The 18902-nt window shown below is 60.2% G+C and carries 19 protein-coding genes; 16 read left to right on the forward strand and 3 right to left on the reverse strand.

Translation table 11 applies throughout. The annotated features are described in order from the left end of the window. The first annotated feature begins 3 nt into the window (after positions 1-3). The 3 genes from N2599_RS33275 to N2599_RS33285 are packed head-to-tail and all read left to right on the forward strand — an operon-like array spanning position 4 to position 2985. Positions 4-891: an ABC transporter permease subunit gene (locus N2599_RS33275; protein WP_027513073.1), complete on the forward strand. Its 888-nt coding sequence runs from the start codon at positions 4-6 to the stop codon at positions 889-891. Positions 892-921: 30 nt separating this feature from the next. After that, on the forward strand, positions 922-2052 hold the full coding sequence (locus tag N2599_RS33280) for a sn-glycerol-3-phosphate import ATP-binding protein UgpC (protein ID WP_027513072.1): 1131 nt from the start codon (positions 922-924) through the stop codon (positions 2050-2052). Between the two features lie 30 nt (positions 2053-2082). After that, a complete protein-coding gene (locus N2599_RS33285) occupies positions 2083-2985 on the forward strand; it encodes a sugar phosphate isomerase/epimerase family protein (protein WP_027513071.1) in 903 nt (300 codons plus the stop codon). Between the two features lie 472 nt (positions 2986-3457). On the opposite strand, the gene N2599_RS33290 is transcribed toward N2599_RS33285, so the two are convergent. Then, positions 3458-4612, reverse strand: coding sequence for a helix-turn-helix transcriptional regulator (locus N2599_RS33290; RefSeq protein ID WP_156915362.1), 1155 nt, complete (start codon positions 4610-4612; stop codon positions 3458-3460). Between the two features lie 205 nt (positions 4613-4817). On the opposite strand from N2599_RS33290, the gene N2599_RS33295 reads away from it, so the two are divergent. Both N2599_RS33295 and N2599_RS38050 read left to right on the forward strand, forming a co-directional pair. Beyond that, entirely contained in the window at positions 4818-5915 is a 1098-nt protein-coding gene (locus N2599_RS33295; RefSeq protein ID WP_051336803.1) for a radical SAM/SPASM domain-containing protein, read from the forward strand. A gap of 58 nt (positions 5916-5973) precedes the next feature. Beyond that, a complete protein-coding gene (locus N2599_RS38050; RefSeq protein WP_167333946.1) occupies positions 5974-6096 on the forward strand; it encodes an adenylate/guanylate cyclase domain-containing protein in 123 nt (40 codons plus the stop codon). A gap of 185 nt (positions 6097-6281) precedes the next feature. On the opposite strand, the gene N2599_RS38055 is transcribed toward N2599_RS38050, so the two are convergent. After that, positions 6282-6599, reverse strand: coding sequence for a hypothetical protein (locus N2599_RS38055; protein ID WP_167333945.1), 318 nt, complete (start codon positions 6597-6599; stop codon positions 6282-6284). A 27-nt stretch (positions 6600-6626) separates the two neighbouring features. Here N2599_RS38055 and N2599_RS33305 point away from each other — a divergent pair, with 27 nt between their 5' ends. The 9 genes from N2599_RS33305 (at position 6627) to N2599_RS33345 (ending at position 15253) form a co-directional block, all read left to right on the forward strand. Further along, the gene (locus tag N2599_RS33305; RefSeq protein WP_027513069.1) at positions 6627-6896 is read left to right on the forward strand and encodes an acylphosphatase; all 270 of its coding nucleotides are present in this window, start codon (positions 6627-6629) and stop codon (positions 6894-6896) included. Positions 6897-7065: 169 nt separating this feature from the next. Next, complete coding sequence (locus N2599_RS33310; RefSeq protein WP_027513068.1) at positions 7066-7719, forward strand: Rieske 2Fe-2S domain-containing protein; 654 nt, start codon at positions 7066-7068, stop codon at positions 7717-7719. Then, positions 7716-8561: an aromatic ring-hydroxylating oxygenase subunit alpha gene (locus N2599_RS33315; protein ID WP_027513067.1), complete on the forward strand. Its 846-nt coding sequence runs from the start codon at positions 7716-7718 to the stop codon at positions 8559-8561. The genes N2599_RS33310 and N2599_RS33315 overlap by 4 nt, the downstream gene beginning before the upstream one ends. Then, entirely contained in the window at positions 8558-9217 is a 660-nt protein-coding gene (locus N2599_RS33320; protein WP_027513066.1) for a glutathione S-transferase family protein, read from the forward strand. The genes N2599_RS33315 and N2599_RS33320 overlap by 4 nt, the downstream gene beginning before the upstream one ends. A gap of 1 nt (position 9218) precedes the next feature. Then, positions 9219-10598 (forward strand): amidohydrolase, encoded by a 1380-nt coding sequence (locus N2599_RS33325; protein WP_027513065.1) that lies wholly within the window; start codon positions 9219-9221, stop codon positions 10596-10598. 25 nt (positions 10599-10623) lie between these two features. Further along, positions 10624-11721: a BMP family ABC transporter substrate-binding protein gene (locus tag N2599_RS33330; RefSeq protein WP_198521544.1), complete on the forward strand. Its 1098-nt coding sequence runs from the start codon at positions 10624-10626 to the stop codon at positions 11719-11721. A 3-nt stretch (positions 11722-11724) separates the two neighbouring features. Then, complete coding sequence (locus N2599_RS33335) at positions 11725-13248, forward strand: ABC transporter ATP-binding protein (RefSeq protein ID WP_027513063.1); 1524 nt, start codon at positions 11725-11727, stop codon at positions 13246-13248. Continuing rightward, on the forward strand, positions 13245-14345 hold the full coding sequence (locus N2599_RS33340) for an ABC transporter permease (RefSeq protein WP_027513062.1): 1101 nt from the start codon (positions 13245-13247) through the stop codon (positions 14343-14345). The genes N2599_RS33335 and N2599_RS33340 overlap by 4 nt, the downstream gene beginning before the upstream one ends. Then, positions 14342-15253 carry an ABC transporter permease gene (locus N2599_RS33345; RefSeq protein ID WP_027513061.1) on the forward strand — a complete coding sequence of 304 codons (912 nt, stop codon included), beginning with the start codon at positions 14342-14344 and terminating at the stop codon, positions 15251-15253. The genes N2599_RS33340 and N2599_RS33345 overlap by 4 nt, the downstream gene beginning before the upstream one ends. A gap of 88 nt (positions 15254-15341) precedes the next feature. On the opposite strand, the gene N2599_RS33350 is transcribed toward N2599_RS33345, so the two are convergent. Next, positions 15342-16412, reverse strand: coding sequence for a LacI family DNA-binding transcriptional regulator (locus N2599_RS33350; RefSeq protein ID WP_037143594.1), 1071 nt, complete (start codon positions 16410-16412; stop codon positions 15342-15344). Between the two features lie 213 nt (positions 16413-16625). On the opposite strand from N2599_RS33350, the gene N2599_RS33355 reads away from it, so the two are divergent. Further along, a complete protein-coding gene (locus N2599_RS33355; RefSeq protein ID WP_027513059.1) occupies positions 16626-17579 on the forward strand; it encodes a sugar phosphate isomerase/epimerase family protein in 954 nt (317 codons plus the stop codon). Between the two features lie 58 nt (positions 17580-17637). Beyond that, entirely contained in the window at positions 17638-18870 is a 1233-nt protein-coding gene (locus N2599_RS33360) for an ABC transporter substrate-binding protein (protein WP_027513058.1), read from the forward strand. The last annotated feature ends 32 nt before the right edge of the window (positions 18871-18902 follow it).

Genomic DNA, 18902 nt, shown 5'->3' on the forward strand with positions numbered 1-18902 from the left:
ATCATGATCCAGCGCACCCCGATCGCCGATGCACTGACCTACGTGTTGATGGTCTTCGGCTTCATCCTGTTGATCGGCCCGTTCCTCGTCATTCTGGCCGGTGCCAGTCAAACGCTGCAACAGATCAACAGCGTGCCGTTCCACTTCCTGCCGCAGGACCGCTTCCTTGAAAATGCCTCTGCTGCCTGGTCGCGCGCCAATCTCGGCTCGGCCATGATCAACAGCCTGATCATGGCCTGCCTCGTCACTGTCGGCAAAGTGGCCCTTTCGGCCTGCACAGCCTTTGCCATCGTGTTCTTTCGCACGCCGCTCAAGCACTTCTTCTTCTGGATCGTGTTCATCACGCTGATGCTGCCGCTCGAAGTTCGCGTGGTCCCGACCTATGCCGTGGCTGCCGACCTTTTCCAGCCGTTTCGATTGCTGATTTCGGCCCTGACAGGCATTGAGGTCTCGGTCGAATGGAACCTGCTTAATTCCTACGCCGGTCTCACCCTGCCGCTGATTGCCACAGCAACAGGCACATTTCTCTACCGGCAATTCTTCATGACGCTGCCGGACGAACTTGCCGAAGCCGCCCGCATGGACGGTTCCGGGCCTGTGCGCTTTTTCGTCGACATGCTGGTACCCCTTTCGCGCACCAACATGCTGGCGCTCACCACCATCATGTTCGTTTACGGCTGGAACCAGTATCTGTGGCCGCTGCTGATGATCACGGACCCGGCCTACAAGACGACAATGATGTCGCTGAGCGCGCTGCTCCCTTCGGAAAACGGCCTGCCCGACTGGAATGTCACGCTTGCAGGGTCGCTCATCATCATGGCGCCGCCGCTCATCGTCGTTGCGGTGCTGCAACGCTGGTTCGTCCGTGGCCTGGTCGCAACCGAAAAGTGATCCGGCGATTTAAAGAAACGAGGTTCAAACATGGCTGACATCGATATCCGCGCCGTGCGCAAGTCCTACGGCAAGACCCAGACGCTGCATGGCATCGACCTCTCTTTTGCCTCAGGCGAATTTGTCGTCATTCTTGGCCCCTCCGGCTGCGGCAAGTCCACGCTTCTGCGCATGATCGCCGGACTTGAGGAAATTACCTCCGGCGAAATCGCAATCAGCGGTCGCGTCGTCAACCGGCTCGAGCCGCGCGAGCGCGGCTGCGCCATGGTGTTCCAGAACTATGCGCTCTATCCGCATATGACTGTTGCCCAAAATATCGGCTACGCGCTGAAGGTTGCCGGTGTGTCAAAGTCAGAGCGCGAAACGCGCATCGAGGAGACGGCGAAGATCGTCGGCCTTTCCGAATATCTTGCGCGCAAACCAGCAGCATTGTCCGGCGGCCAGCGTCAGCGCGTCGCGATGGCGCGCGCCATCATCCGTGAGCCGCAGGTGTTTCTGTTCGACGAGCCGCTGTCGAACCTCGACGCGAAGCTGCGGGTCACCATGCGGGCGGAAATCCGCAAGCTGCACCAGCGCCTTTCGGCAACGTCCATCTTCGTCACCCATGATCAGATCGAGGCGATGACGCTTGCCGACAAGCTGGTAGTCATGAACAAGGGGCATGTCGAGCAGGTCGGTCAGCCGCTCGACATCTATCATCGGCCAGCAAGCACATTTGTCGCATCCTTCATCGGCGCCCCCGCGATGAACCTCTTCAATACGCGCGTCGAGGTCGAGACGGCCTCGGTGCTTTTCGGCGGCGCGCAGGTGCCCATCGACCCTGTTCTGGCGGCCAGCTTGCGCGGCAGAGATGTCACGATCGGCATTCGGCCGGAGCAATGCGCCGTTTCGGCGGACGGCCGCGGCGTGCCGGCGACGATAGATTTCATCGAGGAACTCGGCTCTGGCCGCGTCGTCCATGCTGAGATCGATGGCTTACCTTTTGCATCTGTCATCGGCGAGCACATGAGCGTGCGTCCCGGCGATCGAGTAGGTTTGGAATTGCCGCCGTCCCAACTGCATGTCTTCGACCGCGATAGCGGTCGCCGGATAGACATCGAGATCAATTCGAGCTTCCCGCAACAAGTGGCCGGCGTTTCGCAGCTGGCGATTGTTCACTGATTTTCTGAATTCCCCCCAGGAGAAACCCGCATGAACAACATCATTTCCGCCGTCGGCTTTTGCAACCGGACCGGCAAGGGCGACCTGAGTGTGCTTGACGCTTCGTTGCGGGAAATCGCCGAAACGGGGGCCGATGCCTGCGAGATCGGCGTCTATGCCGAGGAAATCATCAGCGGCGGGCGCATCATCGAGGACAGGATGCTTCGCCTCGCCGATATCGTTCGCCGGTATACTTTCAAAAAATTATCGCTGCATGGCCAGATCCTCTCCAACTTCATGGATCGCGAGCATCTGCACCTGCAAAAGAAGGTCGTTCGGGCGATGCTCGAATTGTGCGACCGGCTGGGCGCGGGCATACTCGTCCATCATTCGGGTGCCGGGCAGCTTGCCAGTGGTGAAAATGGCGCCGATCTCGACCGAATGGAGCGCGAGGCGTTGGCTGAGATGGGCGATGTCGCGAAGGGCTATGGCGTACGCATCGCACTTGAAAACATTTTCACCACTGAAAGCGGCCAGTACCGGCAGACGCCGAGTGAAGTGGCTGCAACCGTCAAGGCGATTGGCTCGGACAACGTCGTCGCGCTGATCGACTTCTCGCATGCCTATATTGAGTCGACCTATCGCAATCTCGATTTCCTCGAAGAATTGCGCGCAATGGCTCCAGTAACCGGTCACCTGCATGTGCATGACAGCTTCGGCCTGCCCTATTCCATGACGCGCTTCTATCATCCGGCCGAGGCAACGGCGCTCGGCATCGGCGATCTGCACTTGCCGATCGGCTGGGGCGACATCCCTTGGGCGGATATCTTCAGCACGCTTACATTCCTTCCGGACACGACGCTGATCATGGAAATCAACGCAGAGCGCTTTGGTGACCAGCAGGCGGCCTGCTTGGAAAGGGCACGACGTTTGGCGGCAATGCAGCGCGGATAAGGGGTGGGACAATTTTCGATATAGTGTCCGCGCCGAGCTAACAGGAGTGACCCTTTCGCGATTGAACGCCGCGGCCGCGTGCACCGGAAACAATTCCGCTTCAACTCGTTGCCCGGTCGATCTTTTGTCGCCGCGTCTCTAAGCAATGGGGTCGACCGATCCGGCCTACACAATCCGGTCCGCGGCGTCTCCTGCTCACCTCGGGACTCGGTATAGGAGGACGGCTCTTCCTGAAGCAGGTAATACAAGCGCCTGCGATGTGGCAAAGGGCTCAACAGACACAGAGCGATTATGATATTTCGACGGGGCAAGGTCACGAACGCTGCGCGAGCCCCAGCCCGTCAATCCCGAACAGCTCAAAAACTTGCCTGCCGTGTTTTGAGCAGCCACACAAGTCGCCCAACATCGCGGCTGCCTCAAACTCTACAATCTGACGCGTGTCAACGATGTCGGTCCGCTGCCATCGGCGTTATTACGTTTCATGCGAAGACCCAATCTGAACCGGCGGTGTTGCCTGTGCGGCTAATCGCATGAACTCGGACTGGCGACCGACACCTGTCTTCATAAAGATATTCTTGACGTGCGTTTTGACAGTATTCTTAGCAATACCCAAGTCGTTGGCAGTATCGGCCAATGTGAGACCCGCTAACAAACTATTCGCAACCCTGGTTTCTGCCGGCGTGAATTTGAAGGCCGTGGCGAGGGTAACAGCGCCATGTTTCTCATTGGAACTTGCATCGATAAATATGGCTGCAACTGCTGTTGGCTGTAGGTTCGTACGCACATCACCGCCAGTCATGGGCAGGACGTGAGCGAACAGAGGACGAGGACTTGTATCCGTCAGCCGGATGGAAGTTCCGGTTCGGCCGATTTTGGTTTCGTCTTGAGCGGCAAGTTTGATCGCTTTTTGCAATTCATTGTTTGCCAACCGGGATTTCGCGATGAGTTTGCCGCCGTTTGAACCGATGGCGCTTTCGTTGCGGAGCAAGTCCTCCGCCGAACGATTAGCGTGCAAAATCGTGCCACGGTCATTCGTCAATATGACCCCATTTCGAAGAGCGTCAAGCGTTGCTGCCATCTGGTCGCGTTCGATAATTTGCAGATCAAGAACATTACTGATCGTTACCGCACGGCGCAGATGCGGAAGCAGAATCAACCCATCTTCAATCTCACTATTGGTGAGGATGCCCAGCCGATTTTGTTTGGCAAGCACCAGTTCAGAAAAAAATGCGGGTGTTGAAACAAGGAAGTAGTGCGCAATGTCCACGATGCCGAGAGGCCGCAAACAATCTCGGACATACGGTGAACTGTCGAAATAGTGCTTTGGTATTTCACGTGAGGCAACAAATGGTCGATCGGGCGAGGTTTGCAGAGTAAGCCACTCGGTCAGCTTTGCGTGAATCTCCGGAATGTGCTTGTTACGCTGTTCCAGCCAATACGGCTCCCAGCCCACCCTTCGATGGATTAGCACACAATCGCGCTCGATATCGTTGAGCGATAATATTGCGTGGCCGCATTTTAGCGCACTTGCTACATCGGCGAGAGTGTCGTCCCATCGTCCCGGATCGAGCGCACAGTCGTAAATCGATCCGATCAGTCCAGACAATTCACGGTTTGAAAGCGTCACGGCTAGTCCCCGAAGCCACAAGCGTCTTAACAGGAATTCAAAATCTGATCGCGACTGTCGGTGCGATACCTATCCAGCCGCACTCAACGTTACATTTATCTCCCCCAAATGGATGATGTGCAATAGCGAGATTTGTGGGAGCCTGCGTCGCTGTGAAATGCGCCATATAAAACCCTAGACCCGCTCGCAAATTGGAGAACTCGCCATGCATCTGGGAGAGGTATCATCTTGGTCTAGCATTCAAAGTATTTCACTCATGCGTGAAAGGACTCTCGATTTCCTTTGGCTGGAACTTACCAATCGATGCAATCTGCAATGCGTCCATTGCTACACGGATTCAGGTCCCCATAGCGGCGACCGCGATATTCTCACAATTGATGACTACGTCTCGATCATGGTTCAGGCCCGCGCGCTCGGCTGCAGCAAGATGCAGTTCATCGGCGGTGAGCCGCAGCTCAATATCGATTTTCGGGAACTGCTGGTTAAGGCTAAGACCCTGGGGTTCGAATTCATCGAAGTTTTTAGCAATTTGACCCGCCTCGCTGACGAGACGGTCCAATACGCCGCCGACAATGGGATTTGCTTTGCTACTTCGGTCTATTCGAACGAAGCGAGCGGGCACGACGCGATAACCCGTGTGAAGTCGAGCCATGCCCGGACGATGGCCAACCTCAAAATGTTGATCGGAGCAGGCATCGAGACCCGCGCTGCCATTATTGTGATGGATCGGAATAAGGACACAGTTTGCCAGACTAAGGATTTCCTTCTCAGGCTCGGCGTGCGGCATGTTAGTTCCGGCGAAACTCGCGAGTTTGGGCGTGGCGAGCAGATCCTAGCGCAGAAGGCCCGGCTTTCCGGCCTGTGTGGGCATTGCTGGTCGGGGAAGCTCTGCATCGCACCCGATGGAGAGGCATATCCCTGCGTAATGGCCCGCCAATGGCCGGTCGGCAATGTACTGGAGACCCCTTTGGCCGAAATCGTGCGCGGCCGCCAGCTGGAACGTATCCGCCAGGTGATCTTCGACGAGGTCTGGTTGCCGAAAGTTGCCCCCAAGGTACGGAGAGAGGACGAGACACTCCTTGAAGGCTCGCTCTGTCCTCCGGCTGAGCAGACATGCGGTCCAGATTCCGGCGCGCCTGATTGCGCTCCCGAGCTTTCATCGCCGCGGCAGCGCGAGGTGCCAGCGGACGAGCCAGAACCCCAGCCAGCTGAGGAATGTCCGCAAAGCTGCACCCCGATCGATGAGTCCACGTGCGAGCCGATGGCATGCCCGCAGAGCTGTCTTCCCAATCGCGTGGAATAGCACGCATCGGCTGTGGGGGGAGTTTGAAGACCCTCTGACGGTGAGGATTGGCATTTATATGGGGCGGCTGACGCACGCAGGTGTGATAGGCACACGCAAGCTGCTCTACGATGTCTGGGGCGATACGGTGAACACACTTCACGGATGGAACCGCACGGTTCAGCTGGCAGGATTCAGGTGACCGGGGATGCCCGGAAAGTGCTGGGGGATCGATAGAAGTTTCTCATGCGCGGCGTTGTCGACGTTAAGGGAAGGGGCCGATCAAGCTTTTCTATCTCGTCAGCAGGTCCGCTTGACCGCGGGCGCATCCTACAGTCCGAGCCTGCCATTGCCGTCTGTGCTACCGTCCGCGTTTGAGAGCGCGGACTAGGGGGACGGTTCATGGAACGCAAGCTTGCAGCCATACTCGCTGCCGATGTCGCCGGCTATTCCGCCCTTATGGAAGCCGACGAAGCCTGCACATTCGAGCGACTGAGGGGCGACCACGCCGTACTTCCACGAGGTCATCGACCAGCAGGTCGATGCTGCAGGCTCGTCCCGCAACCCGCGCCAGTATCTCACGGTTCGGTCGAGGCGAAGATCACTGCCTCGACCGTTCGAGTTTGAACCCCAGCCGGAACGCGCATTGTCACCCTCGCCTTGATGATCACCCTTCCATAAGTTCGCCCGGGCGTTATGCTGCACACCATGACACCGAGCATAGGGCCTTTTATGACGAAGCAACATCAGAGCGACTTGCGGGAGCGGATGACGATCCTTGGCGATCTTGATGCCGCTTCCTTCGTTCCCTGGATCCGCCGCCATGCCGCCAAGCTCGGACTCTCACAGGCCATATCTCATACCGGCTCCGATCGGATCGAGCTCGAGGTCGCGGGACCGGTGGAACTGATCGACATGATGGAGATGGGATGCTCTCTCGGGCCAATCGACGTCTGGGTCGAGACGATACACCGCACACCGGTTGACGCAGGAAGCGACTAGGCCTCGACCGGCCTCTTTTGCGCTGTACGCGCGTCTCCTGCCCTTTATTTAATCAATATTGCCAATGCAGAATAATTATGCAAACGTGAGGGCACTGAGAGGCGACCATCGACGTCAACGCCGAGGCTCTCGCCACGCAGGCCATTGATTTTATATAGAAAGCCGAGTGATGCTGTCAGATACGACGGGCTCTTGGACGCCAGTCGCCCTTTCTGCGGATTTGCCAGCAGGAACCGTTATGCCGGCCCGGACGCCAGCCGGGCCGATTGCCCTCTGGCGAAGTCAGTCGGGGCGCGTGGCAGCTTCGACAGACCGATGTCCGCATCGCGGCATGCGCTTGTCTTACGGCTTCGTGCGTGGCGAGGCCCTTTCCTGCATCTACCATGGCTGGAGCTACGCCCAGACCGGAAACTGCCTGCGCATCCCCGCCCATCCGGGCCTCACGCCGCCGGAAACGATTCGCGTAGAAACGCAGCAGGTCGAAGAGTCCGACGGGATCATCTGGGTTACCGCGGGACAACTCGCGGCCGAGCCCCCGCGGCTTGAAGGCCTTGCTCCATTGCGCTCCCTGGTCGCACATGCCGGCGTCGTGGCGGTCGAGGCCGCGGCAAGCGCGAAGGCAGTTCCAGAGGGCCTTGTCTGGCAGCCGCAGAATTCGGAGACAATCCGGCTATTGCTCGTTCCGCAAGACAGCGACCAGACGTTGATTCATGTTCTGCTGGACAACGGCAGTAGCCTGTCCGCGCGTATTGCCGCGTCACGGGCCGCCGAGACCTTGCGGCGGATGGCCGAGGAGCTTCAGACGAAAGGGATCGCGTCATGAGGCAAAACGCGATGATCGACGAGTGGTATCCGGTCGGTCTCTTCAGTCAGCTCGACATCAACGGGCGCAAGACGGCCCTGATGGGAGAGCCCATCAAGGTGGGTCTCGACGAGCAGGGCGACGCCAAGGTGACATCCAGCAACGGACGCACTCTCCCCGTTTGCGTTCGCTACGACCACGTCTGGTCCTCTCTCGGCAAGCCTCGAAAGGATCTTTTTCCGATCCCCGAGGCTGATCAGCCTGGCCGCCGGTTTGTCGAGGTTGGCGTGGTTCGCGTGCGCTGCTCACCGCTGCGCGCCGTCGAGAACTTTCTCGACATCGCTCATTTTCCCTTTGTACATACCGACATCCTGGGTGCAGAGCCGCACACGGAGGTGCAGAACTACAAGGTGGAAATCCGGGAGGACGAGGATGAGGTATGGGCAACGCAGGTGAAATTCTACCAGCCCCAGGCTGCCAAATCGGCAAGCGGCGGCATCACGACGGAATACATGTACCGCGTGCCGGCACCGACCTGCTCCGTTCTTTACAAGACCTGCCCGCCCCGTCCCGGTGAATGGGACGTCATCACACTGTTCGTCCAGCCACTTGCCGAAGACTTGTGCGACGTCTGGCCGTGGATGGCACTCTTCGACGATGTTACGCCGATGACCGACCTGATCCAGTTTCAGCAGACGATCTTCCTGCAGGACCGGTCGATCCTCGAAAACCAGATTCCGCGGCTCCTGCCGCTTGATCCCGGGATGGAAATTCCAACGAGAGCCGACCTGACTTCGATCGCCTACCGACGCTGGCTGAAACGCCACAGCTATACATACGGCGCACAGCTGGTGGCGCAATGAAGCTCTACGACTATGTCCTCTCGCCGAGTTGCTACAAAGTCCGTCTGATGGCGGCGCTGACGGGTGTGAAACTGGAATTGCGCCCGGTCGATTTTCACCCCGGCGCCGAGCATCGTGGCCCGGAACTCATGGCGCTTAATCCGGCGGGTTCCATCCCGATCCTCGAGGATGGGGATCTAATCCTTACCGAATCCGCCGCCATGCTCGTCTATCTCGCCACCAAGGTAGCGCCGGCGTGGCTCGGCAGCGGCACACCAGCGGAAACGGCCCGTATCCAACAGTGGCTTTCGTTCTCGCACCGGCTGACCGTCAACCTCGGAGGGGCGCGCCTTCATGAAATGCTACTCCGCCCAGGGGACATAGACGCCCTCCAAACGCAGGGCATCGCGGCACTTCGCGAGCTGGAAGCCGGGCTGGTCGAACAGCGCCTGCGCGGCATGGGTTTCGTCGCGTCGAACCGGCCGACGGTTGCCGATATCGCCTGCTTTCCGTACGTCGCACTCGCGCCGGACGGCGGCATCCCGCTCGACCCCTATCCCACCATCAGGCTCTGGTCCCGGGCGATCCGCAGCCTCGAAAACTTCATCGAGATGCCCGGCATCCACCGGCTGCACGAGCTGAAGCCCGAACCGCAAATCGAACCGGGCGAGGCGTGACATGGCCGGCTATCTCCTGAAGAACTGCGCGGCGGTCATCGTCGACGAGGGTAAGGGCCCGAGCGTGCTTCGCAACGTCGACCTCCTGACGAACGGACGTGCAATCGCGACCATCGGCGAGGGCCTTTACAAAGGCGACCTGCCGGCCGGGACGATCGTAGAGGACGCCAGCGGCTGGTTCGTCTATCCGGGCCTCGTTAACACGCACCACCACTTCTTCCAGTGCTTCGTGCGCAACCGCGCCGATCTCGACTGGACGAAGCTCTCGGTTATCGAATGGCTCGACCGCATCTATCCGATCTTCTCGCGGCTGACTGAGGACTGCTTCTACCATGCCTCCGTCACAGCGATGGCCGAGTTGATCAAGCATGGCTGCACCACGGCCTTCGACCACCAATACTGCTTCCCGCGCCACGCTGGCAAACGGCTGATCGATCGTCAATTCGAGGCTGCCGACCTTCTGGGCATGCGCTTTCATGCAGGCCGCGGCGGCAACACATTGCCGAAGTCGGAAGGCTCGACCATTCCGGACGTCATGCTGGAAACGACGGACGAATTCATCGCCGATTGCGCGCGCCTGATTGACACCTATCACGATACCAACCCCTTCAGCATGCGCCAGGTCGTGGTCGCACCCTGCCAGCCGGTCAACTGCTACCGCGAGACCTTCGTGGAATCGGTCGCGCTGGCGCGTGATCGCGGCGTGCAGATGCATACCCACGTCGGCGAAGGCGAAAGCCCGGTCATCGAGAGCCGGTACGGCATGCGGACGGTGGATTACTGCGCGGAGCTCGGATTTGCAGGCCCCGACACCTTTTACGCCCATTGCTGGGAGCTGACACACGACGAACTGCGAAAGATGGCCGCAACCGGCACCGGTGTCGCCCACTGCCCCGAGCCGGTCTACCTGGTAGGCGCCGAGATTACGGACATTCCGGCGATGTCGGCCTTCGGTCTTCGACTGGGTCTCGGCTGCGACGGTGCTGCCTCGAACGACAATTCCAATCTCATGCACTGCATCCACTCCGCCTACATGCTGCAATGCCTGATGGCATCGACGCGCACCCATCCCGTCCCGCCGCCGGTCGATTTCCTCAGCTATGCCACGACGGGCGGCGCGGGCCTCCTCGGCCGCCGCGACATCGGCAGGCTTGCTTCCGGCATGGCTGCCGACCTTTTTGCGATCGACACGCGACGCATGGACTACATCGGCACGCGGCACGATCCGCTGAGCCTGATTGCCAAAGCCGGCATCGGTGCGCCGACCGACATGACCATGATCAACGGCCGCATCGTCTGGGCAAAGGGTGAATTCGTCGGGCTCGACGAAGCGCGACTGTTCGCCGAAGCCGAGGCTGCTCTTGCGACGGTGGAATTCTAAAACACAAAACAAGGGAACTGACATGCTGAAAAACCTGACCCGCAGAACACTGATGAAGGGCGTTGCCGCCTCCGGCCTCGCCGGCGCGCTTGGCGGCCGGTCCGCAATGGCCGCCGACGAGCCGCTCGGCATTTCCCTCGTGATCCCCTCGCCGGTCGGCGACGTCGGCTGGGGCCACGCGCTTGCCGCCGGCCTCGAACCCGTCAAGGCCGCCTACGGCGACAAAGTGAAGATCACTGTCATTGAGAACATTCCGGAAGGTCCGGACGCCGACCGCATCATGAACAAGACGGTCGCCGACGGAAACAAACTCCTGATCGCCGGCTCCTTCGGCTATCAGAACGGCGCCCTGCAGATTGCCCGCCGGAATCCGGCGGTCACCGTGCTGCATGCCTCCGGCTTCCAGGTGGCACCGAACTTCTCGCCCTTCGCCGCCAAGTATTTTCAGGGAACCTATCTGCTCGGCATGGCTGCCGCCGCGCTGTCCAAGACCGGCAAGCTGGGCTCGGTCTCCGCCTTTGCCATTCCGGAGTTGATCACCTCCGTCAACGCCTTCACACTGGGCGCCCAGGCGGTGAAACCTGATATCGAGGTGTCGGTCGTCTGGGTGAACTCGTGGTTCGATCCGGCCAAGGAGCAGGAAGCTGCCAAGGCGCTGATCGCCCAGAAGTGCGACGTAATCTTCTCCAACGCGCAGGATACGCCGTCCGTCATCGCGGCCTGCGAGGAGGCCGGCGTCTACGCGTTCAACCTCAACTCGTCGATGAAGAGATATGCTCCGAAGACCTATCTCGGTTGCGTGGCGACGGACTGGTCGCCGTTTTTCAAGGCCGCGGTCGATGCCCATGTCGCCGGCACGTTCAAGGGCGGCAATACCTTCCTCGGCGTCTCCGACAAGGTCGTCGCGGTCGTTGACTGGAATCCCGATATTCCGGCCGACCTCATGACCAAGATCAAGGAGATCGAGGTGAAGATCGCTAATGGCAGCTTCTCTCCCTTCACCGGACCGATCACCAAGGCAGACGGCAGCGAAGGGGCCGCCTCCGGTGCAACGCTCGCCGATAGCGAGGTCGTCGCCATGGACTGGCACGTCAAGGGCGTCATCACGCCTCTGCCGAAGTGAGCCATGACCGTCCCGCTCCTGTCCCTCCGCGGCATTTCCAAGAGCTACGGCCAGATCCGGGCTAATCAGGCCATCGACCTGGACGTGGCGCCACAGTCGATCCATGCGATCCTCGGAGAAAACGGGGCGGGCAAATCGACGCTGATGAAGCTGATCTACGGCGTCGAGCAACCGGACGACGGAACCGTCGTCTGGGAAGGAGAACCTTTGAGCTTTGCCTCCCCCGCGGAGGCAAGGCGCAAAGGCGTCGGCATGGTCTTCCAGCATTTCTCGCTGTTCGAGACCCTGACGGTGGTTGAGAACACGCAACTGGTCGTGCCGGGCCGGAAGGCCGATCTTATTGAGCGCATCCGAATGCTCGGGCGCGACTTCGGGCTCGAAGTCGATCCCGCCGCTCATGTGCACACGCTTTCCGTCGGCGAGCGGCAGCGGGTGGAGATCATCCGTTGCCTGCTGACAAACCCGAAGCTGCTGATCCTCGATGAGCCAACCTCCGTCCTGCCGCCGCAATCGGTAAACAAGCTCTTCGACACGTTGCGTCGCTTGCGCGACGGCGGCGTCTCCATTCTCTTCATCTCCCATAAACTGGAGGAGATCCGCGCGATCTGCGACCGGGCGACCATCCTGCGCGGTGGACGCGTCACGGGACATGTGGACCCGCGCGAACATGATGCCCATGACCTTGCCCGCATGATGATCGGCCGCGATATGCCGGAACCTATGCCGGCGCTGCCCCTGTCCGGCGGGGAAAAGCGGCTTGAAATTGTCGGCCTCGATTATCAGCCGGACGACCCCTTTGCCGTGCCACTCTCCACCGTAAGCCTTACGGTTCGTTCGGGCGAAATCCTCGGCATCGCCGGAATTTCCGGCAACGGGCAAAGCGAGCTTGCCTCGCTGATATCCGGCGAATTGGTCCTGCCGCGAGAACAGCGCGACCGCATCTACATGATGGGAAAGGACGTGGGCACGCTCAACGCGGCTGCCCGCCGGCGGCTTGGATTTGCCTTCGTGCCCGAAGACCGGCTCGGGCGCGGCGCCGTACCGGAAATGTCACTCGCCCTCAACAGCCTGCTGACAGCGCATCCGCTCGACCTTCTCAGGCATGGTCTGGTCGACGAAACGAAGGCAATGGCATTCGCCCGCGAGTGCATCCGCCAGTACGATGTGCGCACGTCCGGACCGGAGGCGGAAGCCGGCTCGCTCTCTGGCGGCAATCTGCAGAAGTTCATCGTCGGCCGCGAAATCATGCTCTCTCCGAAACTGCTGTTCGTGGCGCAGCCGACCTGGGGCGTCGACATCGGAGCCGCATCCGCCGTGCGCAGGCGGCTCGTCGCGCTGCGCAACCAAGGCATGGCAATCCTTGTCATTTCCGAGGAGATCGAAGAGCTTTTCGAACTCTGCGATTTTATACAGGTGTTGCACCACGGCACACTGAGCCCGGCTCTCGTCGCACGGGAGACGCGGCCGGAGGACATCGGCCGATATATGATCGGTGCACATTCTTCGCAGGAGAAGGCCCTGGCATGAGCGCTTCATTTGGGGCTTTCCTTCCCACCCTTGTCCGTCGCGAACGCGGCTCGCTTGCAGCAACCTTGCTTGCGCCTCCCATTGCTTTGGCGGTGGCCACCATTCTCAATCTCGGGCTTTACGTGCTGATGGGCCGCGATCCGGCCGCCGTCGTCTATGCGATGCTTCTCGAACCCTTACTCTCTTGGGCGTCGTTCTCGGAAGTGCTGCTGAAGGCCGGACCCCTTCTCCTCATCGCACAGGGCCTGGCGATTGGCTTTCGCGCGAAGGTCTTCAACATCGGCGCCGAGGGCCAGTTCATTCTGGGCGCGATTTTCGCCTCGGCCATCCCCGTATGGTTTCCGCAGGCAACAGGTCAGTGGATCTGGCCGGTGATGCTGCTCCTTGGAGCAGCGGGTGGTGCGCTATGGGCTTCACTTACCGCTTTCTGGCGCGTCAGGCTCAACGCGAACGAGATCCTCGTTTCCCTGATGCTGAGCCTCGTTGCCGCACAGTTGCTCAACTACCTGCTCCTCGGCCCCTGGAAGGACCCCAACGGCTTCAACTTTCCTCAGTCTGTGATGTTCCAATATGACGCGATGGTGCCGTTGCTGATTCCTGGCACGCGCGTCAATGTCTCGCTGCTGCTTACGATCGTTCTGTCGATCGCGGCATGGATCTTCATGCAGAAGAGCTTCATCGGCTACAAGCTAAAGGTCGGGGGCCTCGCCCCGCGTGCTGCCGGCTACGCCGGCTTCAATCAAGGGTGGGCTATCTGGCTTTGCCTTCTCATCGGCGGATGCGCCGCAGGGCTCGCTGGCGCGGCCGAAGTTGCCGGTCCCCTCGGCCAGCTGCAGCGCTCGATTTCGACCGGCTATGGCTATGCCGCCATTATCGTAGCCTATCTCGGCGGCCTGCATCCGATCGGCATCGTATTCTCGGCGCTCATCATGGCGGCCCTCTACATCGGGGGGGACAATGCCATGGTGTCGGCAAACTTGCCGATCGCCGCGGTCCGCGTCTTTCAGGGCAGTCTCCTTGCCGCCTACCTCATCGCCGTCGCCTTCGTACGGTACCGTCTCGAATGGCGTCGCTTAGCCTACCGGAGCCAGGCATGAACGGCATCGAATTCATTCTTGCCGGCATGCTCGCGGCCGCGACACCCTTTCTGCTTGCGGCGCTCGGCGAGCTGGTGGTCGAGCGTGCCGGCGTGCTGAACCTCGGGGTAGAGGGATTGATGGCGTTCGGCGCGGTGCTTGCCTTCATCATCGTCTATCACGGCGGCGGGCATCTCTTGGGCTTCGTCGCAGCCGGCCTCGGCAGCGCCGCTCTTTCGCTTGTTTTCGCCGTCATCGCAATCGGGTTTCGGGCGAACCAGGTGGCGACAGGCCTTGCGATCGGTATCCTCGGTCAAGGTCTCTCGGCACTTTTCGGCAAGACTTATGAAAGCCTCACGGTCAAGGGGCTTCCAAAGCTTGCCTTTCCATGGCTTTCCGAAATCCCGATCTTCGGCCGCCTTTTCATCCAGGACGCCGTCGTATGGCTTTCCCTTGCCGCAACCTTCGCCATCTGGGCGATGTTTGCTCATACGAAGACCGGTCTTGTCGTCCGGGCCATCGGCGAGAACCCCAAAGCCGCCCACGCCATTGGCTATTCGGTCATTGCCGTCCGCTTCGCCGCCGCGGCATTTGGCGGAGCGATGGCAGGCTTTGCCGGCGCCTATGCGGCGGTGGTTTACACGCCGCTTTGGGCGGACGGGATGATCGCCGGGCGTGGCTGGATCGCAATCGCACTCGTCGTCTTCGGGACGTGGCTCACCGGCCGGATCTTCTTGGGGGCGTGCCTCTTCGGCGCCGTCTCCCTGATGGGCCTCGCAGCCCAGGCGACCGGACTGGACGTCCCATCACAACTGCTTGCGAGCCTGCCCTATCTCGTTACGATCGTCGTTCTGGGCATCATTTCGGCGGACCGCCGTCTGCTGAAGCTGAACGGCGTCGCCTCGCTTGGCGAACCCTTCGAACACTAAGGGGCGGGCCGCTCACACCACGGTCATAACGTCTAGCCCCAACGTGACGCGGGTTTACGGTACCGCCTTCAGGTCGCGCATGTCATCTTCATCTCCTCGGAGCGGCCATGCTTTCTCGCAGGATAAGCCTGCTGCGGACCACGGTGCGCGTCTCCGGCTCGTTGTCCGAATCCCCGATGGCGCCAAGTAGTCGAGCCACTGCAGCTTGTCCCATCTCTTCCACAGGCTGTTCGATCGTTGAAAGCGGCGGCGAGCAGAATTCGCAGACCGGTGAGCCATCGAACGAAACGACGGACAGATCACCGGGAATGTTCAGGCCGGTCCGCTGCACGCGACTGATGAACGAAATAGCCATATCGTCGCTGGTTGCGATCACCGCTGTCGGCTTATCCGTCAACCGCGCGAAGTCGGCGGCCGCCTGAACACCGATCTCGAAGCCCTCCTGGTAATCGAGACTACCCCCTGATCGTGAAACCGCCTGCTCGGAAAGTCCCGCGCCGCGAAGCGCCTCAAGCGCGCCGCCATAACGTTCCACGTCGTGGTAGTTGCCTTCCGGGCCGGCAATATAGAGAAAGCGCCTATGGCCCAGTCTGATCAGCTCCGTGGTCACCTCCCGCACCGCTTCGCGGTCGTTCGTTACGATACTCGGCAATCCGGCATCGCTCATATCGAGCAGCATGGAGACGATCGGCAGGCCGGCATTGGCGAGAGATCGCCCGTCTACCTCTGGAAGTTTCGATGACAGAATGATCGCTCCGCGAACGGTGCCGCCGAAGGCAAGATCGAGAATGTGCCTTTCCGACTCTTCGTCGCGGTCCAGGTTTGCGATCATCAGATTGTAACCGTTCTGGATTAGAGCCTTGTTTATGCTTTGCAGAACCTGCGGAATGATTTGGGATGCGCCATAGTAGAGCGACCCCGGCAGGATGATCATGATAATGTTGGACTTGCCGACCCTCAGGCTGCGGGCCATGGCATTTGGCGTATAGCCCAGCTGCTTGGCGGCGGCATCGATTTTGACGCGCGTCTTCTCGTTCACGCGGCCGGGATTTGCAAGCGCGCGGCTGACGGTCGAGATCGCTACCCCTGCCAAGCGAGCGACATCCGCCATCAAGGGCCCTGATTGCTCCTCCACGAGCACATCTTTGTTTTTTTTCACTTTTCTACTTCCTTCCCGATGGCTTCTGCGCCGGATGCTACGGTAGTCGCGGCCGTTTAGCAAACGATTGCCAAAAATCGCTTGCATAAAAAAACGACTTGTCTATTATCTAGGCACGGCAAACGATTGCCAATTGCAGTGCATTGAAATCATTATGGTTATTCGTTGCGGATGTCGGCGCCGCAATCGATCCTCTATGCCCGGAGAAGCGTCATGACCTCAACCGAACGGCTTCGCTTTGGCGTCGATCTCGTCACCTTTTTCCACCCCGATTTCTGGGATGTGAAGGATTATGACGGCATCATCGCTCTGTCCCGCAACGAGCCGCGCGTTTTCTGGGACAAAATTCTCGACGCCGTCCAGGCCTCCGGCGTCACGGGCGTCGAACTGACCTTCTCGCCGTTCAACTGGCAGGATGCGACGAAGACCTATGGCTCGGTCGAAGCTTTCGCCGCGGAGCTTTCGAGGCGCGGGCTGACGCTGGCGAGCGGCTTTTTCGCCGAACTCGAAGCGGCCGGTGATTTCACGGAGGCTGACGCACAGGCCGCCATCATCGAGAAGGCCGAAAAATACGCCGAATTCCTCAAAGCCTGCGGCAGTGACATCATGGTCATCGGCGCACCGTTGCGCCAGACGCTCGGCGCCCAGCCGGTGCGATTTTATGATTTCGAACAGGCGCGCAAGATCGCCGATTTCCTCAATCGCCTCGGCGCCACTCTCTACGCAAAGGGTATTCGGCTGGCGCTCCACACCGAGGCTCACTCGATCTTTGCTGCCGCGCGCGACGTCGACCTGCTGATGCTGCTGACGGACCCGGCCTATGTACACATGTGCCCGGACACGGCGCACATCATTGTTGCCGGTTCCGATCCTCTGCAGGTCGTCGAGCGTCATCATGAGCGCGTCATTATCGCCCATTGGAAGGATGCCCTCGGGCCTATGCCGGCAGACACACCGATCGATGAGCATATCCATGATCGCCACCGTCCCTATTTCTGCGGCTTCGGACTCGGTCGCGTCGACTGGCCAGGCTGGACCAGGCTCCTGCGTGATCGCGGCTACGACGGCTGGGCCATTCTCGAGCTCGACGCCGCCGCCGATCCGCTCAGTGACATCGCAAATGGGCTCAAGCTCGTACGGCAGGCACTTTTGCCGATCTATCGCTGATTTCCATGACCCGAAACCAATGGCCCCGCCAAGAGGGCTTTCTTGAAGAGGTGGAACGATGAAGACCGTAATGAAACTGTTACTGGTGGGAGCCGCGCTCTCAGCAGCCGTCTCCTCGGCCCATGCCGAAGACAAACCGAATGCCGAAGTGATGACCTCCTGGACGTCCGGCGGCGAAGCGGCAGCTCTGAACGTCATCAAGCAGGAATTCGAAAAGCGCGGCGGGGTCTGGAAGGACTCTTCCATCGCCGGCTTCGGCGCTGCCGATGCCGCCTTCCAGAACCGCCTGGTCGCCGGCGATCCGCCGACCGCCAAACAGGCGGTGATCGGCCTCGCCAATGCCGATTTCGTCAATCAGGGTCTCCTGAGCCCGATCGACGATGTGGCAAAAGCCGGCAAATGGACGGACGCTCTGCCAAAATCGATCGCCGATCTCGTCTCCTACAACGGTCAGGTCTATCTCGCACCCACCGGCGCTCACGGCGAAAGCTGGGTGTTCTATTCCAAGGAGGCCTTCGCCAAGGCGGGCGTGAGCGAGGAGCCCAAGAGCTGGGACGAATTCTTCGCGGCCCTCGACAAGCTCAAGGCTGCCGGCATTCAGCCGGTCGCCTGGGGCGGCCAGTCCTGGCAGGAGACCAAAGTCTTCAATATGATCCTGCTCACCCAGGTGGGCATTGACGGCTTCCTCAAGATCTATGTCGACAAGGACAAGGGCGACGCCTCCACCGAAGGCGTGAAGAAGACACTCGATATTCTCGGCAAGCTGCGTGCCTATGTCGATCAGGGCGCACCGGGCCGCAACTGGAACGACGCCACCGCCATGGTCATCACCGGCAAGGCGGGCGTACAGTTCATGGGCGACTGGGCAAAGGGCGAGTTCATCGCCGCCGGCAAGGAGCTTGGTAAAGACTACGGCTGCATGCTCGCGCCGCAGTCGCCGGGCATGGTCTATGTCGCCGACGCCTTCTCCTTCCCGAAGATTGCCGACGCGACATCCCAGAAGGGCCAGACTTTGCTTGCCGAGGTAGCCATGGACCCCGCCGTGCAGATTGAGTTCTCGCTCAAGAAGGGTTCCGTGCCGATGCGCACCGACGTCGACCAGTCCAAGCTCGACATCTGCGCGAAGAAGGGACTGGAGCTGATGAGCGCCGGCAAGATCGTGCCGGACCAGGCGCTGATCCTCTCGCCGCAACAGGCCGGCGCGCTCAACGACTTCGTCGATGAGTTCTGGACCAATCCTTCCGAGGATAGCACCTCTGGCGCCGAGAAGTTCTTCGCGATCTTCGAATAGGCCGTGCAGCAGGCCGATTGGAAAGAAGAACG

Origin of the sequence: Rhizobium sullae, from assembly GCF_025200715.1 — a bacterium.
Classification (GTDB): domain Bacteria; phylum Pseudomonadota; class Alphaproteobacteria; order Rhizobiales; family Rhizobiaceae; genus Rhizobium; species Rhizobium sullae.

Excerpts from the sequence above, each read along its gene's own strand:
- N2599_RS33325 (WP_027513065.1), top strand. The coding sequence starts at position 9,219 with ATGGCCGGCTATCTCCTGAAGAACTGCGCGGCGGTCATCGTCGACGAG.
- N2599_RS33340 (WP_027513062.1), top strand. The coding sequence starts at position 13,245 with ATGAGCGCTTCATTTGGGGCTTTCCTTCCCACCCTTGTCCGTCGCGAA.
- N2599_RS33295 (WP_051336803.1), top strand. The coding sequence starts at position 4,818 with ATGCATCTGGGAGAGGTATCATCTTGGTCTAGCATTCAAAGTATTTCA.
- N2599_RS33345 (WP_027513061.1), top strand. The coding sequence starts at position 14,342 with ATGAACGGCATCGAATTCATTCTTGCCGGCATGCTCGCGGCCGCGACA.
- N2599_RS33305 (WP_027513069.1), top strand. The coding sequence starts at position 6,627 with ATGACGAAGCAACATCAGAGCGACTTGCGGGAGCGGATGACGATCCTT.
- N2599_RS33360 (WP_027513058.1), top strand. The coding sequence starts at position 17,638 with ATGAAGACCGTAATGAAACTGTTACTGGTGGGAGCCGCGCTCTCAGCA.
- N2599_RS33355 (WP_027513059.1), top strand. The coding sequence starts at position 16,626 with ATGACCTCAACCGAACGGCTTCGCTTTGGCGTCGATCTCGTCACCTTT.
- N2599_RS33315 (WP_027513067.1), top strand. The coding sequence starts at position 7,716 with ATGAGGCAAAACGCGATGATCGACGAGTGGTATCCGGTCGGTCTCTTC.
- N2599_RS33335 (WP_027513063.1), top strand. The coding sequence starts at position 11,725 with ATGACCGTCCCGCTCCTGTCCCTCCGCGGCATTTCCAAGAGCTACGGC.
- N2599_RS33275 (WP_027513073.1), top strand. The coding sequence starts at position 4 with ATGATCCAGCGCACCCCGATCGCCGATGCACTGACCTACGTGTTGATG.
- N2599_RS38050 (WP_167333946.1), top strand. The coding sequence starts at position 5,974 with ATGGGGCGGCTGACGCACGCAGGTGTGATAGGCACACGCAAGCTGCTC.
- N2599_RS33320 (WP_027513066.1), top strand. The coding sequence starts at position 8,558 with ATGAAGCTCTACGACTATGTCCTCTCGCCGAGTTGCTACAAAGTCCGT.
- N2599_RS33280 (WP_027513072.1), top strand. The coding sequence starts at position 922 with ATGGCTGACATCGATATCCGCGCCGTGCGCAAGTCCTACGGCAAGACC.
- N2599_RS33310 (WP_027513068.1), top strand. The coding sequence starts at position 7,066 with ATGCTGTCAGATACGACGGGCTCTTGGACGCCAGTCGCCCTTTCTGCG.
- N2599_RS33285 (WP_027513071.1), top strand. The coding sequence starts at position 2,083 with ATGAACAACATCATTTCCGCCGTCGGCTTTTGCAACCGGACCGGCAAG.